The sequence below is a fragment of the Bradyrhizobium sp. 137 genome (genome assembly GCF_023074095.1).
Taxonomy (GTDB): Bacteria; Pseudomonadota; Alphaproteobacteria; order Rhizobiales; family Xanthobacteraceae; genus Bradyrhizobium.
Window position 1 is genome coordinate 152,061 of record NZ_JADPKU010000053.1, and the last position, 15,836, is coordinate 167,896.

Sequence of the window (15,836 nt, forward strand, 5' to 3'; positions counted from 1 at the left end):
GAGGCCGATGGCGCGTGGACTGACGAGCGAGGCACCAACACCCGCTGCTTCCGAACAGATAAGCAGATTGGTGAGGTCTATCAGCGCTTCACTTGGTGACATTCAGGCCAGGTGGGCTGGCAAGCTCCAACTGAGCGTCCCGCAATTAAACATGCTCGTCATCATCTCCGACGTGGACAAGAAACCGGGGATGTCCGTCAAAACGGTGGCGGAGTTGCTTGCCGTCGAAGGTACGTTTGTCACTGCCCAATCGAAAACCTTGGTCGCGCGAGGATTGCTACAGAAGCGAAGCTCCCGCACCGACAAGCGGATGGTCTATCTCTCACTTACGCCCAAGGCCCGGAAACAGCTCGATGACCTGAAGGAGACGAGGAACGCATTTGACGCCTCCATCAAACAAGCGTTCGGTGAGATCGGCACGTTGCGAACCATCGAATTACTCAAGGACCTCGACAACTGCATTTTGCGCTGCCGGTTGAGGCTGCAGCTTGAAGAGTAGGGACCGCTCCGAATGAGGGAAGGGCACATGGTTATCTTTCCATTTGGCTTCTATATTCTGGAAGGCGGACCATCTATGTGGGCAACCACCTAGACTAGAAGAGCAGAGGACCGGGCGCGCCTACGATGCCTACCGCGGGGGCAGTACGGCTCGCGGGCCGACCGCGCTCTGCGGACCGCTCGGAACGATATCGACACTTCGCCATCGGTCAGGTCGGCTTGATCACCCGCTGGACCCGGTCAAGAACCTGACGTTCTCGGCTGATTTCAACTGGACCCACTTGGGCCAGAGGATGGCGGCTACGTTTGCTTACGGCGGTGCTGGTGCAATCGCGAAGCCGGCCGCTGTGTACGAGCTGAAGGATCAGGACTCGCTGACCCTGCTGCTCCGCGCTCAGCGCAACTGGTAAGTTCGGCCTAACGACCTGACAGAGAGCCCCGGCGGGAAACCGCCGGGGCTTTTTTTTTGGTTTGCGTGCCGCGGAGCCTACCTGCAATCAGACGCCGGAGGTGTTGCTGGCTTCGAGACGTCCGACATTGAGCCGGCTGATGCAACAACGCGCAAACTCCGGAGGTTCAGGGGAGCAATGATGTCCTTGTCCTCGCATGCGTCGCGGCCAAGGCTTTGGGCATCTTCCCGAAAGATGCACTCGAATTTGGGTCGCGCCCGCGTAATGCTGATCGCAATTCAGGCAAGTTTCTCGAATTACTGCTGATTTTCCGGTTTTGGATGGGGCGGCGGATCCCGCTGCCGCGACCAATGACCTTCAAAGCGCATCGATCTCCGGCAGCGGCCCCATGGCGCAGCGAAGCTCGCGCGAGGAAAGGAACTCTTGCGCATGATCGCGGCTTGAATCCGCGGACCAGCGTCGCCGCCGATTGCTGGTCTGCACGGCCCCGCCTCCAAGCCCCCATACCCCCAAGGATGGGGCCGTGCTTCACAGCAGGAGATCCCATGCCTGAGCCGACCGAGCAGGAGATCAGAGAGCGCGCGCACCGACTGTGGGAGCAAGCTGGCAAGCCCGAAGGCCGTGAGGACGAGTTTTGGCACGCGGCCGAGCAGGAGCTGCGCAACGAGGACAAGTCGAACACCACGCGGACGCCGGATACGCTGTGACCCGCAAGAAATGCCCATTCTGCTTCGGTCTGGGATGGGTTTGCACAAACCATCCGCTCCGGGCCTGGAGTGACAAGCTGGGCGGCTGCCGGTGCGGTGAGGGGATGCCGTGCACCTGCAACACGGCCGAAGATCCCGAGATAAGAGTGGTGATTGTGGAAGCGGACACGACGTGGCACTAAAACAGCGACAGGTCTCCTCAGCTCGAAGTGCTGGTCTTTGCTGCGTCTGAGTCTGCGCGGAACGGAGCTCTCAAAAATGAATTGAGGCTCTGAGCAGCACGGGCTGCGCCGCAGACCGGTTCGCAGGGCGTGGTGGCCACCGTGGACGAGCAGCAAAAGATAGAGCACCAGATTGAGCTCGCAACGCGAGCCGCGGCGCTCGCCAAAGACGAAACCACTGTCGGGCGATTCCGGAGCTTTGCCGACGAGCTGACGCAAAAGCTCCTCCGCATGATGCGGCGCGGCAAGGTGCGGGCACGCGCCTACGAACTCTGGGAGCAGGCCGGCCGTCCGGCCAACCGCGAACTGGACTTCTGGCTCGAAGCGGAGCGGCAGATCGAAGAAGAACGCGAACAGAGGAAGGGCTCGGGACCGTCATAGCGACGATCGCTGCTGGCGCTGGATGCCGACATTGGCAGCAGGGCGCTTGGCTCCGGCCGCGCGTCTCCTTGCGACAGAAAAAAGCCGCCGGGTTCTTCACCCTGGCGGCTTCAGAAGTCCGTAGCTGTTGATCGCCTCCCAGCTCGTGCGTACCGCCGTTACCTTGTTTGCGGCCATGCCTGGTCTTTGTAGGCGGACGCGGGTGATTCTGCTGTGACTTGAAGCACACAGTGGAAGGACGATGTCGGGTTTGGCGAAGGTGCGCGAGAGCTCGGGGCAGTTCGGATGGGTGGAGCCCTTACAAAATCCATCACGCCTCGTATCCAATGCAAGGCGGCAACGATGATCGTGAAGCCGAATTGCTGGTGGGGCTGCTTCTTTGCCGCCCATCCGAGCAAAACACCCGCCGCCCCGTCAAACCCCTTCCTATATAGATACTTTGTTTTACCGAAATTCGGAGCCCTCTTGTTGGCTTTGAGAGGGTGGAGCGACGAAGCAAAGCTCGGGCGAAAAGCGCCGCGAGACCGGAAACACGTGTCGGCGAACCGGGAGACGAGACCTCAAGCGGCGAGGAACGCTTCAGACCGCTCTCCGTTAGCGGAGCAAACTTCCGGAGCCGTCGCATGACCGATTATCCAAAGCCGCCTTTTCCTGCGCAGCAGCAACCCATGCCCGGTTCGACCCGAGCGATGAATCCCAGACCGGATCACGGCGAGGAGAGTTACAGGGGCGCCGGGCGCCTGGCTGGAAAGAAGGCGATCATCACCGGGGGTGACAGCGGCATCGGCCGCGCGGTCGCGATCGCCTATGCGAGGGAAGGCGCCGACATCGTCATCTCCTATCTGAACGAGGACGAGGATGCCGCCGAGGTCAAGGCGCTGGTGGAGCGGGAGGGACGCAAAGCCGTTCTGATCCCTGGTGACATCCGCAATCCCGAGCATTGTCGCACGATCGTTCGGCGGACCGTCGAGGAACTCGGCGGCGTGGACATCCTCGTCAACAATGCCGCTCATCAGGCCACGTTCGAGGACATCGCCGACATCAGCGACGAGGAATGGCAGCGGACCTTCGAGACCAACATCCACGCGATGTTCTATCTGACCAAGGCCGCTGTCCCGCATATGCGCCCGGGCGCTGCGATCGTGAACACGGCCTCGGTGAACTCCGACATGCCGAACCCCAACCTGCTCGCCTATGCCACCACCAAGGGAGCCATCCAGAATTTCACCGGCGGACTTGCCCAGATGCTGGCGGAGAAGGGCATTCGGGTCAACGCCGTCGCCCCGGGTCCGATCTGGACGCCGCTCATTCCCTCGACGATGCCGGAGGATAGGGTCAAGAACTTCGGCAAGCAGGTTCCGATGCAGCGCGCCGGCCAGCCGGCCGAGCTCGCCACCGCCTACGTCATGCTCGCCGATCCGCTCTCGAGCTACACATCAGGGGCGACCCTGGCCGTCACGGGCGGCAAGCCGTTTATCTGACCGGCGACGTCAATGATCGCAATGACGAGGTTGAGAGAGCATGGCTGCTCTCCTCTCGTGCCCCGGACGCAGCCCCATTTCAGCGATGCGCTGCAGAGCCGGGGCCCATCTTGCCGCATCGTATTGTCCGCCTTCTGGGTCCCGGCTCTGCGCTACAACGCTCAAAGCGTTGCAGCTTGTCCGGGACACGCGAGTGAGCGGCGACGATGTTGCTTTCGCGCTCACCCGCGCTCCCGTTAGCTGCGATACCACGCCCCCAGATTCCACGTTATGGTGTCCCACCCCGAGATGTCGACCATGAGGTTGTTGACGCCGGCGTTGACGATGTTGCGCGAGAGCAGCGGCAGGAACACGTTGGCTTCACAGAAGATCTCGTCGACCTTGATCAGCAGTGCGGCGCGCTTGACCGGATCGAGCTCGTTCTGCGCGGCCTTATAGGCCTTGTCGGCCTCGGGATCGGAGTAGCGCGAGTTGTTGCGGCCGAGCCATTTGTTGTCCTTGCTGGCGATCTCCCAGGAGACGCACTGGTTCAAGAACCGCTCCGGATCGGGCTGCGGCTGCGTCGTGTTGTACATCTCCATGTCGGCATAGAATTTCGAGTAGGTGTCGGGGTTGCCGACGTCGGAGGAAAAGAACACCGATGCGGTGACCGATTTGAGCTCGATCTCGATGCCGGCCTTCTGGCAGGCCTGCTTGATGATGGCCTGGGTCTTCTGGCGCGGGGCGTTGGTCGAGGTCTGGAAGACGTATTTGAGCTTCTTGCCGTCCTTCTCGCGGATGCCGTCCGCGCCCTTCTTCCAGCCGGCCTCGTCCAAGATCTTGTTCGCCTTGTCGACATCGAACTCGTATTTGAGCTTGCTGGACTTGAACTGCGGAGGCTGGTTGACGAAGCTCGCGGTCGCGATGCCGCCGCGGCCGTAGATGAATTTCTGGATCGACTCGCGGTCAATCAGCAAGTTGATCGCGCGGCGCACGGCCGGATCGGACAGCGTCGGGTGCTTGGTCTTGACGCTGGAGCGCTCGCCATCGACCTCGGTCCACGGGTCGGTCGTGTTGAGGATGATGAACTCGACATTGCCCGACACGGTGACGTCGACCTTGCCTTTGCCGCTCGCCTCCATGCGCTTGAGCACCTCCTCCTCCACCTGCATGTTCCAGGCATAGTCGTATTCGCCGGTCTGCAGCACCGCGCGTGCCGCGGACACCGCGTCGCCGCCGCCCTTGACCTCAAGCGTGTCGAAATGCGGCTGGTTCTTGACGTGATAGTCGGGATTGCGTTCGGCGCGGATCATGTCGCCCGGCTTGAACTCCACGAATTTGTAGGGGCCGGTGCCGACCGGCTTCAGATTGCCGGGCGCTTCGCGCGACTTGGCGCCGGCATAGTCGCCGAAATGATGCTTTGGCAGGATCTGACCGACCGAGCCGACGAACGGGTCGGCCCAGAACGGCGTCGGCGCCTTGAAGGTCACCTTGACCGCATGGTCGTCGATCTTCTCGACCTTGATGTCCTTGTAGGAGCCCGTGGTGTAGGCGGCGGTTGCGAGATCCGCGGCGTACTGCCAGGTGAAGACGACGTCGTCGGCGGTGAAGGGCTTGCCGTCATGCCATTTGACGCCCTGCTTGAGCTTCCAAATCACGCTCATGCCATCCGCCGCGAGGCCGCCGTTCGCCTTGGTCGGAACCTCGGCGGCAAGGCAGGGGATGAGATTGCCGTCCTTGTCCCAGCCGGCGAGCGGCTCAAAGAAGACGCGTGAGGCGATCTGGTCCTTGGTGCCGCTCGCGAAATGCGGATTGAGCAAAGTGGGAGCCTGCCAGAGCAGGAGCTTGAGCGGGCCGCCGCCGCCCGCCTTCGTTGGCTTGTACGGCAGCGTGGCATCCGCCATCGCCACATCGTGCCAGACCAGGATCTGGCTCGCGATCGGCGCTGTGATTCCGATCGCGGCTACCCTTTGGATGAACGAGCGTCGCGACAGCGTGCCTTGCTTCACCTCCGCGATCAGATTGCGGATTTCATTCTCGTTCATCGGATGCTCCCCACTCTTCCCAAGAAAAAAGTCGTCACCAGAAGTGACGCAGTCTAGCTCAGGAGGTGAGCGTGCGGGAGTCGAAGATGTCGCAGTGGTTTGGTCCGAGCAACGCGACCTTGGCGGCTCCGAGGCGGAGCCGCCAACGCGTCGTCAAGCGGCGTTGGAGGCCTTGGCATTGACGCCCTTGCGCAGCGCCACCGTGTTGAGCTTGGTGTTCGCGGCCTTTTCCTCGTTCAGATTGGTGGTGAGGAAGCGCACGATCTCGTCGTGGCCGAGCTCTTCGGCCCATGCGATCAACGTGCCGTAGCGGCACATCTCGTAGTGCTCGACAGCTTGCGCGTTCGCGACGATGGCGGCGTCCAGCACGGCCTTGTCCTCGATCTCCCCGGCGGTCTCGTCGGCCTCCTTGATGAGACCGTCGATCCCCGGGCAGTGGGTTCCGCTCGGCTCCTTGCCGAGCTTCGCGAAGACCTTGTCGAGCCGCTCGACCTGCTTGCGCGTCTCTTCCAGATGGGCCTTCAGGCCGGCGACGAGGTCCCTGTTGGTGGCCTTCTCGATCATCGTCGGCAGCGATTTCAGGATCTGCTGCTCGGCATAATAGATATCCTGGAGACCATGGATCAGCAGGTCCTCCATCGATTTGATGTCCTTGGTGAAGAAACCCATAAAAGACTCCTCTTTAACAATGATGGCAGGGGAACGCCGCAGCGGGCCGGCTGTTCCCGCCTGGCTCACCAAGACGAGAGTCGGGATGAGCGGCGAAAGAGCGCGGGCGCATTCGTTCCCCACATCGGATCGAAAGGAGAAACCTTCTCCGCATCAGCCGGCCAAAAAGGATTTCAATTTCATTGATTTCGCGCGGCGGAGAAGCGAATACGGTTCCAATCGTTGCCGCAAGACCATGGAGACCAAGATGTCGTTTCGCCTGCCCCTGATTCTCTCGACCGTGCTCGCCGCCTGGTCGGCGGCGGCTGCCGCCGAGACCATCAAGATCGGCGTGACGCCGGGACCGCACGCGCAGATCTTGGAAGCGGTAAAGCCGATCGCCGCCAAGCAGGGCCTCGACATCCAATTGATCGAGTTCTCCGACTATGTCGTGCCGAACGCGGCGCTCGATGCCGGCGAGATCCAGGCCAATTCATTCCAGAACCAGCCTTACCTCGACAACCAGAAGGCCGACCGCGGCTACAAGATCGAGGCCGTCGCGCTCACCGTGAACTTCCCGATCGGCGTGTACTCGAAGAAGCACAAGGCCTTCTCCGATATTCCCGACAGCGGCAAGATCTCGATTCCGAACGATCCAACCAATGGTGGTCGCGTGCTGCTGCTGCTGCGCGACAAGGGCGTCATCAAGCTGAAAGAGGGCACCGGCTTCAAGCCGACCGTGCTCGATATCACCGACAATCCCAAGAAGCTGAAATTCATCGAGGTCGATGCAGCGCAGGCGCCGCGCGCACTCGACGACGTCGACGCTGCCGCGATCAACACCAATTATGCAACTCAGGCGGGCCTCGATCCCGTCAAGGATCCGATCCTGCGCGAGGACCCGAAGGGGCCCTATGTCAACCTGATCGCCGTCCGCAGCGCGGACAAGGACAAGCCCTGGGTCAAGACCCTCGTCGACAGCTACCACACGCCGGAGGTCAAGGAGTTCGTCCTGACCAAGTTCAAGGGCGCGGTGCTGCCGAGTTGGTAGGCAACCTGCTCAGCAATAATCCCACGCAGCGGTGATCCCGGCGGGCAGCCCTGCGCAATGCCCGCTTGTCTGGAGCTGCGGCAACCGACATCATCGGCTCGTGGCCATCCTCGCCCGACAGGGGTCGTATGAAACGCTTTGCAAACCTGAAACGACTGGGATTTTTCACGCGGCTGCTCGATGAGGCTCCGCCGGCCGAGCGATATCGCCATGCGGCCGAGCAGATCGTGCGCGCGGAAAAGGCGGGGCTCGATTCCGCCTGGATTGCCCAGCATCATTTTCACGAGCGCGAAGGTGGCCTGCCGTCGCCCTTCGCCTTCCTCGGCTACGTCGCCGCGCAGACCTCGCGCATCCGTCTCGGCACCGGCATCGTGACGCTGCCGCTGGAGAATGCGGTGCGGGTGGCGGAGGATGCCGCGGTGCTAGATCTCCTCTGCAATGGCCGTTTCGAGCTGGGCGTCGGCACCGGCGGCAACCCATCGGCCTTCGCCGCCTTCGGTCTCGACAGTGCGCAGCGCAACGAGATCTTTGCCCGCAATCTGGAGGTCGTCCGCGCGGCGTTGGTCGGCAAACCTCTTGATGGCGGGGACACGCTCTATCCGCAACGGCCGGAATTGGACAAGCGCATCTGGCAGGCCACATTCTCGGTCGCGGGCGGCGCCCGGGCAGGCAAGGCGGGCGATGGCCTATTGCTGTCGCGCACCCAGCCGCGGACCAAGGAGGCGCCGAAGGCCACGCTGGCCGAGATCCAGAATCCGATCATTGATGCCTATCTCGAAGCGCTGCCGCCAGGATGCGAGCCGCGCATCATGGCCTCGCGCAGCGTCTTCGTCGCCGACGACCGGGCTGAGGCGATGCGCCTTGCTGATATCGGGCTGCGGCGCGCGCTGCCGCAATTTCTCAAGGGCGGCCACGCCAGGCCGGGCGAAACTCTGGAGGAGATGATCACCGCGTTCGACACTCATGTCGGCGCAGCCGACGACGTCATCGCCTCGCTGCGCAGCGATGCCACGCTGGAACGAGTGACCGATCTGGTGTTCCAGGCGCATTCGGTCGATGCGCCGCATCCCTATATCCTGCGCTCGATCGAGCTGGTCGCGGAAAAAGTCGCGCCGGCACTGGGCTGGACCCGAGCAGCGCCCGCTGTGGCCTTGGCGGGCTGATCGGAATCAACGGGAATTACCTCGCAAGGCTGAATGATGGGAACGCAAGATATCATCGACACACTCGCCGGCATCGAACCGGGATCGGCTCTGGATGCCATCCGCGCACGCCGCCTTCAGGCCCGCGAGAACGCGCAGAAGAGCTATCTCGCCCTGTTCGAGCCGATCGATGCGAGCGCGTTCTCGCTTCCCGAGCGTGCCGCGGTCGCGGCCTTCGTGACCGGACTTCATGGCGAGTCCCCCGTCGCAGCCTTCTATCGCGAGAAGCTTGCGGCGAATGCGGATGGCGCGCCTTTGCTCGAAGCGATCAAGGCCGAGGTCGAACGCGGCAAGACCTCAGGCCCGTATGGCGCGTATCCAGCAGGACCATTATCAGTCGAGAACACGGCCGGCTTGATCTACCGCGTGAGCGCGGAAAGCAAGCCCGTCCTTGGCGCCCGGCTCGTTGCGGCGCTCGAGCATGCGCATCTGTTGGTGTTCCGTCCGCGCGATGCCGCCTCCGCCGACATGAAGGCGCTGCTCGTCGCCGGCTGGTCGAACACCGGCATCGTCACCTTCTCTCAGCTTGTTGCGTTCCTGTCGTTCCAAGTGCGCGTCGTCACCGGCCTGCGCGTGCTCGGCGCTTCGCTCGGGCCTACCGCGGCCGGAGCGTAAGGAGACTGCATATGAGCGCTGCAAACAACGTCAATCCGCCCGTCGTCTTCACCCAGGAGGAGCTCGGCTGGGTGTCGTGGATCGATCCGCTGCCCGAGGGCGAGCTGACCGACCGGCATTTCGCTGGCCTCGTCGATCGCGCCCGCGCCAAGTCCGAATATTTTCGCCTGCTGGTGCGCGACCCTGAGGTGCTCGAAGCCCGCACCAAGACCGACAAAGACATTTTCTACAACGTCGCCGACGGCCTGCCGCGCGCCGAGCGCGAGCTCGCGGCGGCCGCGACGTCGCGCTACAACGGCTGCATCTATTGCGCCTCCGTGCATGCGCGGTTTGCCAGCACCTATTCCAAGCGCCGCGATGACGTGCAGCGCCTGCTTGACGAAGGGGTTAAGGCCGACCTCGGCGAGCGCTGGAATGCCGTGGTCAAGGCGTCGGTGGCGCTGAGCGCAACGCCGATCGCGTTCGGCCCTGACAACGTTGAGGAGCTGCGCCGCGCCGGTCTCGACGATGCCGAGATCGTCGATGTCATCAACGGCGCGTCGTTCTTCAACTGGGCGAACCGGCTGATGCTGTCGCTCGGCGAGCCCACTAAATAAGCAGTGTCACTGGCACATAAATTGCCGCTTATTCGTAACACCTGAATGGATGGAGCCGTGCATGAGCAACATCGATCGTCGGTCCCTGGTCAAGGGCTCGCTTGCCGTCATGATGGCGGGAGCCGCCATCTCGCGCAGCGCATTCGCCCAGTCGTCCGAGCCGATCCTGCTCGGCGTCAGCGGTCCCCTGACTGGGCCTAACGCCCAATACGGCGCGCAGTGGAGGCAGGGCTTTGATCTCGCGCTCGACGAGATCCACGCCGCCGGCGGCATCAACGGCCGTAAGCTCGCCTACCAGTTCGAGGATAGCCAGAGCGATCCGCGCCAGTCGGTGGCGATCGCGCAGAAGTTCGTCTCCGATCCCCGCATCGTCATGGAGCTCGGCGATTTCTCGAGCCCGGCCTCGATGGCGGCCTCGCCGATCTATCAGCGCGGCGGCCTGGTGCAGTTCGGCTTCACCAACTCGCATCCCGATTTCACCAAGGGCGGTGACTTCATGTGGAGCACGTCCGTAAGTCAGGCCGACGAGCAGCCGCTGCTGGCATCCTATGCCGTGAAGCGGCTCGGCTTGAAGAAGCTGGCGGTGCTGCACCTCAACACCGATTGGGGCCGCACCAGCCGCGATCATTTCGTCAAGGCGGCCAAGGAATACGGCGCCGAAATCGCGGTCACCGAAGGCTATATCGCGGAGGAGCGCGATTTTCGCTCCACCCTGGTGCGCGTGCGCGACGCCAATCCCGACGGGCTGATCCTGATCTCCTATTATTCCGACGGCGCGCTGATCGCGCGCCAGGCGCGCCAGGTCGGCCTGAAGCAGACCATCTGCGCGGCGAGCTCGGTCTACTCTCCGAAATTCCTGGAGCTCGGCGGCGAGGCGGTCGAGGACGTCCACCTCGGCACACGCTATTTCCCAGAAGACCCGCGGCCCGAGGTGAAGAAATTCATCGCGGGCTTCAAGGCCAAGTACAACGGGCAGGAGCCCGACGCCTTCAACGCCTATTCCTATGACGCGATGAACATGGCCGCTGCCGTCCTCAGGATCGGCGGCACCGATCGCCGCGCCATCCGCGACGCTTTCGCCAAGGTGAGAGACGTCTCCAGCGTCATCTTCGGCTCGGCGACGTTCGACGTCGAGAGCCGCCGCGTCAAGGGCGCCATGAATGCCGAGCTCGTCGTGCGCAACGGCAAGTTCGCACTCTGGGACGGCAAGCCAACCTGATAATGATGGCCGGAGCGATCGCTCCGGCCCCCTTCCTCTGATTGGAAATGCTGCGTGGCTTCCTGGCTCGACTACACGATCAACGGGCTGATCGTCGGCAATGTCTACGCCCTCGTTGCGGTCGGGCTCGCGCTGATCTTCGGCGTCAGCCGGCTGATCAACTTTGCGCAAGGCTCGATCTATCTCGTCGGCGCCTATATCGGCTGGGTCGCGGTGGTGCAGCTGCATACTCCGCTGCCGCTTACCATCATCGTGGTCGCGGTCGCTGCCGCGATCGTCGGGTTGATCATCGAGCGGTTCGGCCTCCGTCCGCTGCAGAACTCGGTGCCTATCGCGCCGCTGTTGGCGACGATCGGCATCAGCTTCGTGCTCGACCAGCTGGTGATGCTGACCTTCTCGCCCAACCCGCGCGCGCTCCCGAGCCAGCTGCCGGACGTCCGCTTCCAGGTCGGCAACGGCACGATCGGGCCGCTGGACTTACTCATCGCCGGCGTTGGCATCACCAGCGCGCTGCTGCTGTTCGTCTTCCTGCGCTACACCAAGCTCGGCTGGGCAGTGCGCGCCACCGCGCAGGACCGTGACGCCGCCAAGCAGATGGGCGTCGACGTCAACCGCGTCAATCAGGCCGTATTCGGCATTGCAGCGGCGCTCGGCGGGGTCTCCGGCATGTTGGTCGGCATGTACTACAATCAGATCGACACCGCGATGAGCCTTCAGGCCACGCTCAAGGGCGTGGTCGCGGAAGTCGTCGGCGGCGCCGGCAACGTGCCAGGCGCGGTGGTCGGTAGCCTGCTGCTGGGATTGGTCGAGAGCTACGGCGTCGCCGTGTTCGGTACCAGCTATCGCAATCTGTTCGCGTTCCTGTTGTTGGTCGTCGTGCTCGTGCTGCGGCCCAACGGGCTGTTCGCGAGTGCGCGGCAGGCGCCGCCGGAGCCGCTCACCGGCACCTTCATCGCGCCCAGCCGTCCTGTGCGCATTCCGCGCTGGGCCTCGGTGCTTGCAGTCGGTGGGTTCGCGATCCTGCCGCTGTTGCCGGTGTCGTTCTACGTGCTCCAGACGCTGATCAATGCATGGCTGCTCGGCATGCTCGCGCTCAGCCTGACGCTGGTTGCGGGGACGGTGGGTCAGGTCTCGCTCGGCCATGCCGCGCTGCTGGCGATCGGCGCCTACACCGCCGCGCTGCTGTCGCTGACCTTCTCTGTGCCGGTCGGCCTCGCCATCATCGGGGGTGGCCTGATGAGCGCTGCGCTCGGTACGCTCCTGATCTCGCCGTCGTTCCGCCTGCGCGGGCACTACGTGTCGATCGCAACGCTCGCCATCGGCGAGATCGTGTCGCTGGTGATCCTGAACTGGGAGAGCGTCACGCGCGGCCCGATCGGCATCTCCGGCATTCCGCCGCTATCGCTGTTCGGCTACGACCTGATCAGCCCATCGTCGGTCTATTGGTTCAGCCTTGCGGTGATGGTCGTGCTGGCGCTGCTGCAGGGTCGTCTGCTGACCTCGCATCTCGGCCGCAGTTTTCGTGCCATCCGCGACGACGACATCGCCGCGCGCGCCTATGGCCTCAGCCTCAACCGCTACAAATCGCTCGCCTTCATCTTTGGCGGCTTCGCTGCCGGTGTCAGCGGCGGCATCGCCGCGCATCTCTATTCCTACATCAACCACGAGACCTTCAACACGCAGCAATCCATTCTGGCGCTGACCGTCGTGATCCTCGGCGGCCTCGGCAATGTCGTCGGCGCAATTCTCGGATCGGTGGCGCTGGTCGGCCTGCCCGAGGTCTTCCGGATCGCGGCGGAGTATCGAATCCTGATCTACGGCATCGTGCTGCTGCTGCTCGTGCGGTTCAGGCCGCAGGGCCTGCTGGGGACGATCTGATGGCGGAGCAGCATCTGCCCATGTTGTCCCTGCGCGGGCTGACGCGTCGCTTCGGAGGTCTCACCGCAGTCGATGCCATCGATCTCGATCTCGCCAGAGGCGAGCTGATCAGCATCATCGGCCCGAACGGCGCCGGCAAGACGACGCTGTTCAATCTCGTGACCGGTCTCGATCGGCCCGACGCCGGTACTGTCAGCTTCGCAGGGCAGGACATCACCGGTCTGTCGCCGGAGCGGCTCGCAGGCCACGGCATCGCGCGCACGTTCCAGCTCGGTCGCGTCTTCGGCAATCTCAGCGTGATGGACAACGTCCTGATCGGCGCGCATACGCGGCTGCGGGCGGTGAAGCCGGCCGTGCCGGCGATCGGCCCGCTGCTGGAGCTGGGCCTTGCGCTGCTGCGGCCCGCCAGCGTCAAAGCGGAGGAGGAGCGGCTGCGCGAAGAGGTGAAGACCATTCTCGCTCGCTTCGGCGAACGGCTGCTGCCGCGGATCGAACAGCCGGCCTATAGCCTCTCTTACGCCAACCGCCGCCGCATCGAGATCGCGCGTGCGCTGGCGCTGAAGCCGCGGCTGCTGCTGCTGGACGAGCCGACCGCCGGCATGAACCCAACTGAAACTGCGGAGATGCAGGCCCTCGTCGCCGAGCTCAAGGCGGAGGGGCTGACCATCCTCTTGATCGAGCACAAGCTGGAAATGGTGATGCGCCTGTCGGACCGCGTCATTGTCATGGACGAGGGCAAGAAGATCGCGGAAGGTCCGGGCGAGCAGGTGCGGAGCGATCCCAAGGTGATCGAGGCCTATCTCGGCCATGGTCTCTCCGGAAAGGCGGAGCAGGAGAGCGCGGCATGACGAACTCCTCGATGGAGCCGTTGCTGGCATTGTCCGATGTCAACACCTTCTACGGCCAGGCCCAGGTGCATTTCGACCTCTCGATATCGGTCCCGCGCGGTCACATCGTCTGCCTGCTCGGCGGCAATGCCAGCGGCAAGTCCACGACAATGAAGATCATTCTGGGCTTGGTGAAGCCGCGCTCCGGTGATGTGACGTTCGACGGTGCCTCGCTCATCGGGCTGACCACGCCGCAGATCGTCCGTCGCGGCATCGCCTCGGTGCCGGAGGCGCGGCGGCTGTTCGCGGACATGAGCGTGCGCGAGAACATCCTGATGGGCGCCTTCGTGCGCAACGACCGCGATGTCGTGGCCCAGGATCTCGACAGGATGCTCACGCTGTTCCCGAAGCTCGGCCAGCGGCTGTCGCAGCGCGCCGGCTCGCTCTCCGGCGGCGAGCAGCAGATGGTGGCGATGGCGCGGGCGCTGATGAGCCGTCCCCGCATGATCGTGATGGACGAGCCGACCATGGGTCTGTCGCCGCTCTATGTCGATCGCGTGCTCGAGCTGATCCGTACCATCAACCAGGACGGCGTCTCAGTGTTCATGGTCGAACAGAATGCCAGCCTTGCGCTCGAGATCGCACATGAAGCCTACGTTCTCCAGACCGGCAAGATCGTGCTCTCCGGCCCAGCGCGGACACTGAAAGACGATGCTCGCATCCGCGACGCCTATCTGGGCGGTTCCGAGGCGGCGTAGAGCGAGCCGATCTCATGGTTCGAGACGGCCGATGTGGCGGGCTCCTCACCATGAGGACCCAGGGCTTGGTCGCAAAACAAGGACCTCATCCTGAGGGCCGCGCGAGCGGGCGTCTCGGAGGATGGCTGCAAGCACTGCTCCAGAACCGTGTCGCCCCTCGGGGATTGCACTGGTCAGTGTGATCATCTTGTGAAAATATCATACCGGTGGCGCGACGGGGCGTGCAACGGACGGAATGGTTGTCGTGACGAAATGGTCTTTGCGGGCGGTCGAGCCCGGAGCTGCGCTGCTGTTCGGCGGGCTCATCGCCGCCAACATCGCCGCGTGGACCTGGGCCTTCGCGCTGTTCGGCGACCGACCAACGGTGATGGCGACCGCGCTGCTGGCCTGGGTCTTCGGGCTCCGCCACGCCGTCGATGCCGACCACATCGCCGCCATTGATAACGTCGTGCGCAAGCTGATGCAGGCGGGCGGCGCGCCGCGTAGCGTCGGCCTCTATTTCGCGCTGGGCCATTCCACCGTCGTGGTGGTCGCGACCATGCTGCTCGCGCTCGGCGTGGTGAGCCTTGGCGGCGACAGCCTGCTCAAGGAAATCGGCGGCCTGATCGGCACGTCGATCTCGGCGCTGTTCCTGCTCGTGATCGCGGCCATCAATCTCGCGATCTTCGCAGGCTTGTGGCGGACGTTTCGCATGGCGCGCGAGCAGGGCGTTCACGACGCCGCGGGCCTCGATGCGCTGCCCGCCAATCGCGGCATCCTGGCGCGGCTGCTTGGCCCGATGTTCCGCCTGGTGACGAAACCCTGGCACATGTATCCGCTCGGCTTTCTGTTCGGCCTCGGCTTCGATACCGCGACCGAGATCGGCCTGCTCAGCATTTCCGCCAGCGAAGCCGCGCGTGGTACCTCGCTCGCCGATGTCCTGGTCTTCCCGGCGCTGTTCGCCGCCGGCATGGCGTTGGTCGACACTGCCGACTCCACGCTGATGGTGAGTGCCTATCGCTGGGCCTTCGTCGATCCCTTGCGCAAGCTCTGGTACAATCTCACGATCACGGGGGCTTCGGTCGCGATCGCACTGTTGATCGGCGGCATCGAAGCGCTTGGCCTGATCAGCGATCGTCTCGGCTTGTCCGGCCGCGTGTGGGCGGTGGTCGATGGTCTCAACGAGTCGCTGGCGAATGTCGGCTTCGTCGTGATCGCGCTGTTCGCGGTCGCCTGGCTCGTCTCCGCTTTGCTCTATCGCCGCATGTTCGCGGAGGACGGGCGCAATGCGGCGCGCGGCTTCGATGCGGCCGAGGCAGCGTCGGTGATGAGACGCTAATC

Annotated in this window: 15 protein-coding genes and 1 pseudogene; 14 read left to right on the plus strand and 2 right to left on the minus strand. The window is 63.7% G+C overall.

What is annotated here, in order from left to right; translation table 11 throughout:
- Nucleotides 1-151: 151 nt before the first annotated feature.
- From IVA78_RS14685 to IVA78_RS14705, 5 genes and pseudogenes are all read left to right on the plus strand, one after another.
- Nucleotides 152-499 (plus strand): MarR family transcriptional regulator, encoded by a 348-nt coding sequence (locus IVA78_RS14685; protein ID WP_247421046.1) that lies wholly within the window; start codon nucleotides 152-154, stop codon nucleotides 497-499.
- A gap of 197 nt (nucleotides 500-696) precedes the next feature.
- Nucleotides 697-908: pseudogene (locus IVA78_RS14690) on the plus strand (porin); the annotation flags it as partial.
- Nucleotides 909-1,453: 545 nt separating this feature from the next.
- The gene (locus tag IVA78_RS14695) at nucleotides 1,454-1,615 is read left to right on the plus strand and encodes a DUF2934 domain-containing protein (protein ID WP_247278282.1); all 162 of its coding nucleotides are present in this window, start codon (nucleotides 1,454-1,456) and stop codon (nucleotides 1,613-1,615) included.
- Nucleotides 1,616-1,929: 314 nt separating this feature from the next.
- Nucleotides 1,930-2,217 (plus strand): DUF2934 domain-containing protein, encoded by a 288-nt coding sequence (locus IVA78_RS34575; protein WP_247278283.1) that lies wholly within the window; start codon nucleotides 1,930-1,932, stop codon nucleotides 2,215-2,217.
- 623 nt (nucleotides 2,218-2,840) lie between these two features.
- On the plus strand, nucleotides 2,841-3,698 hold the full coding sequence (locus tag IVA78_RS14705) for an SDR family oxidoreductase (protein WP_247466106.1): 858 nt from the start codon (nucleotides 2,841-2,843) through the stop codon (nucleotides 3,696-3,698).
- Nucleotides 3,699-3,934: 236 nt separating this feature from the next.
- On the opposite strand, the gene IVA78_RS14710 is transcribed toward IVA78_RS14705, so the two are convergent.
- Together IVA78_RS14710 and IVA78_RS14715 are read right to left on the minus strand one after the other, a co-directional pair.
- Nucleotides 3,935-5,722, minus strand: coding sequence for a peptide ABC transporter substrate-binding protein (locus tag IVA78_RS14710; RefSeq protein WP_247278284.1), 1,788 nt, complete (start codon nucleotides 5,720-5,722; stop codon nucleotides 3,935-3,937).
- 153 nt (nucleotides 5,723-5,875) lie between these two features.
- Nucleotides 5,876-6,391: a ferritin-like domain-containing protein gene (locus IVA78_RS14715; RefSeq protein WP_247421036.1), complete on the minus strand. Its 516-nt coding sequence runs from the start codon at nucleotides 6,389-6,391 to the stop codon at nucleotides 5,876-5,878.
- Nucleotides 6,392-6,626: 235 nt separating this feature from the next.
- Here IVA78_RS14715 and IVA78_RS14720 point away from each other — a divergent pair, with 235 nt between their 5' ends.
- The 9 genes from IVA78_RS14720 to IVA78_RS14760 all read left to right on the plus strand — a co-directional run bounded on the left by IVA78_RS14720 (nucleotide 6,627) and on the right by IVA78_RS14760 (nucleotide 15,834).
- Nucleotides 6,627-7,421: a MetQ/NlpA family ABC transporter substrate-binding protein gene (locus IVA78_RS14720; RefSeq protein WP_247466493.1), complete on the plus strand. Its 795-nt coding sequence runs from the start codon at nucleotides 6,627-6,629 to the stop codon at nucleotides 7,419-7,421.
- Nucleotides 7,422-7,549: 128 nt separating this feature from the next.
- Nucleotides 7,550-8,584 carry a putative FMN-dependent luciferase-like monooxygenase gene (locus IVA78_RS14725; protein ID WP_247466109.1) on the plus strand — a complete coding sequence of 345 codons (1,035 nt, stop codon included), beginning with the start codon at nucleotides 7,550-7,552 and terminating at the stop codon, nucleotides 8,582-8,584.
- Nucleotides 8,585-8,620: 36 nt separating this feature from the next.
- Nucleotides 8,621-9,238 (plus strand): CMD domain protein, encoded by a 618-nt coding sequence (locus IVA78_RS14730; protein ID WP_247466495.1) that lies wholly within the window; start codon nucleotides 8,621-8,623, stop codon nucleotides 9,236-9,238.
- A gap of 11 nt (nucleotides 9,239-9,249) precedes the next feature.
- Entirely contained in the window at nucleotides 9,250-9,834 is a 585-nt protein-coding gene (locus IVA78_RS14735; protein ID WP_247466111.1) for an alkylhydroperoxidase domain protein, read from the plus strand.
- Nucleotides 9,835-9,895: 61 nt separating this feature from the next.
- Entirely contained in the window at nucleotides 9,896-11,053 is a 1,158-nt protein-coding gene (locus tag IVA78_RS14740) for an ABC transporter substrate-binding protein (protein ID WP_247278289.1), read from the plus strand.
- A 54-nt stretch (nucleotides 11,054-11,107) separates the two neighbouring features.
- Nucleotides 11,108-12,931 carry an ABC transporter permease gene (locus tag IVA78_RS14745; RefSeq protein ID WP_247466113.1) on the plus strand — a complete coding sequence of 608 codons (1,824 nt, stop codon included), beginning with the start codon at nucleotides 11,108-11,110 and terminating at the stop codon, nucleotides 12,929-12,931.
- Complete coding sequence (locus IVA78_RS14750; RefSeq protein ID WP_247278291.1) at nucleotides 12,931-13,779, plus strand: ABC transporter ATP-binding protein; 849 nt, start codon at nucleotides 12,931-12,933, stop codon at nucleotides 13,777-13,779. Before IVA78_RS14745 ends, IVA78_RS14750 begins: the two co-directional genes overlap by 1 nt.
- Complete coding sequence (locus tag IVA78_RS14755) at nucleotides 13,776-14,516, plus strand: ABC transporter ATP-binding protein (RefSeq protein ID WP_247278292.1); 741 nt, start codon at nucleotides 13,776-13,778, stop codon at nucleotides 14,514-14,516. Before IVA78_RS14750 ends, IVA78_RS14755 begins: the two co-directional genes overlap by 4 nt.
- A 235-nt stretch (nucleotides 14,517-14,751) precedes the next feature.
- A complete protein-coding gene (locus tag IVA78_RS14760; RefSeq protein WP_247466115.1) occupies nucleotides 14,752-15,834 on the plus strand; it encodes a HoxN/HupN/NixA family nickel/cobalt transporter in 1,083 nt (360 codons plus the stop codon).
- The last annotated feature ends 2 nt before the right edge of the window (nucleotides 15,835-15,836 follow it).

Bases quoted from the DNA above. Each gene is read 5' to 3' on its own strand.
- IVA78_RS14685 (WP_247421046.1), top strand. From the start codon at position 152: ATGCTCGTCATCATCTCCGACGTGGACAAGAAACCGGGGATGTCCGTC.
- IVA78_RS14695 (WP_247278282.1), top strand. From the start codon at position 1,454: ATGCCTGAGCCGACCGAGCAGGAGATCAGAGAGCGCGCGCACCGACTG.
- IVA78_RS14705 (WP_247466106.1), top strand. From the start codon at position 2,841: ATGACCGATTATCCAAAGCCGCCTTTTCCTGCGCAGCAGCAACCCATG.
- IVA78_RS14710 (WP_247278284.1), bottom strand. From the start codon at position 5,722: ATGAACGAGAATGAAATCCGCAATCTGATCGCGGAGGTGAAGCAAGGC.
- IVA78_RS14715 (WP_247421036.1), bottom strand. From the start codon at position 6,391: ATGGGTTTCTTCACCAAGGACATCAAATCGATGGAGGACCTGCTGATC.
- IVA78_RS14720 (WP_247466493.1), top strand. From the start codon at position 6,627: ATGGAGACCAAGATGTCGTTTCGCCTGCCCCTGATTCTCTCGACCGTG.
- IVA78_RS14725 (WP_247466109.1), top strand. From the start codon at position 7,550: ATGAAACGCTTTGCAAACCTGAAACGACTGGGATTTTTCACGCGGCTG.
- IVA78_RS14730 (WP_247466495.1), top strand. From the start codon at position 8,621: ATGGGAACGCAAGATATCATCGACACACTCGCCGGCATCGAACCGGGA.
- IVA78_RS14735 (WP_247466111.1), top strand. From the start codon at position 9,250: ATGAGCGCTGCAAACAACGTCAATCCGCCCGTCGTCTTCACCCAGGAG.
- IVA78_RS14740 (WP_247278289.1), top strand. From the start codon at position 9,896: ATGAGCAACATCGATCGTCGGTCCCTGGTCAAGGGCTCGCTTGCCGTC.
- IVA78_RS14750 (WP_247278291.1), top strand. From the start codon at position 12,931: ATGGCGGAGCAGCATCTGCCCATGTTGTCCCTGCGCGGGCTGACGCGT.
- IVA78_RS14755 (WP_247278292.1), top strand. From the start codon at position 13,776: ATGACGAACTCCTCGATGGAGCCGTTGCTGGCATTGTCCGATGTCAAC.
- IVA78_RS14760 (WP_247466115.1), top strand. From the start codon at position 14,752: ATGGTTGTCGTGACGAAATGGTCTTTGCGGGCGGTCGAGCCCGGAGCT.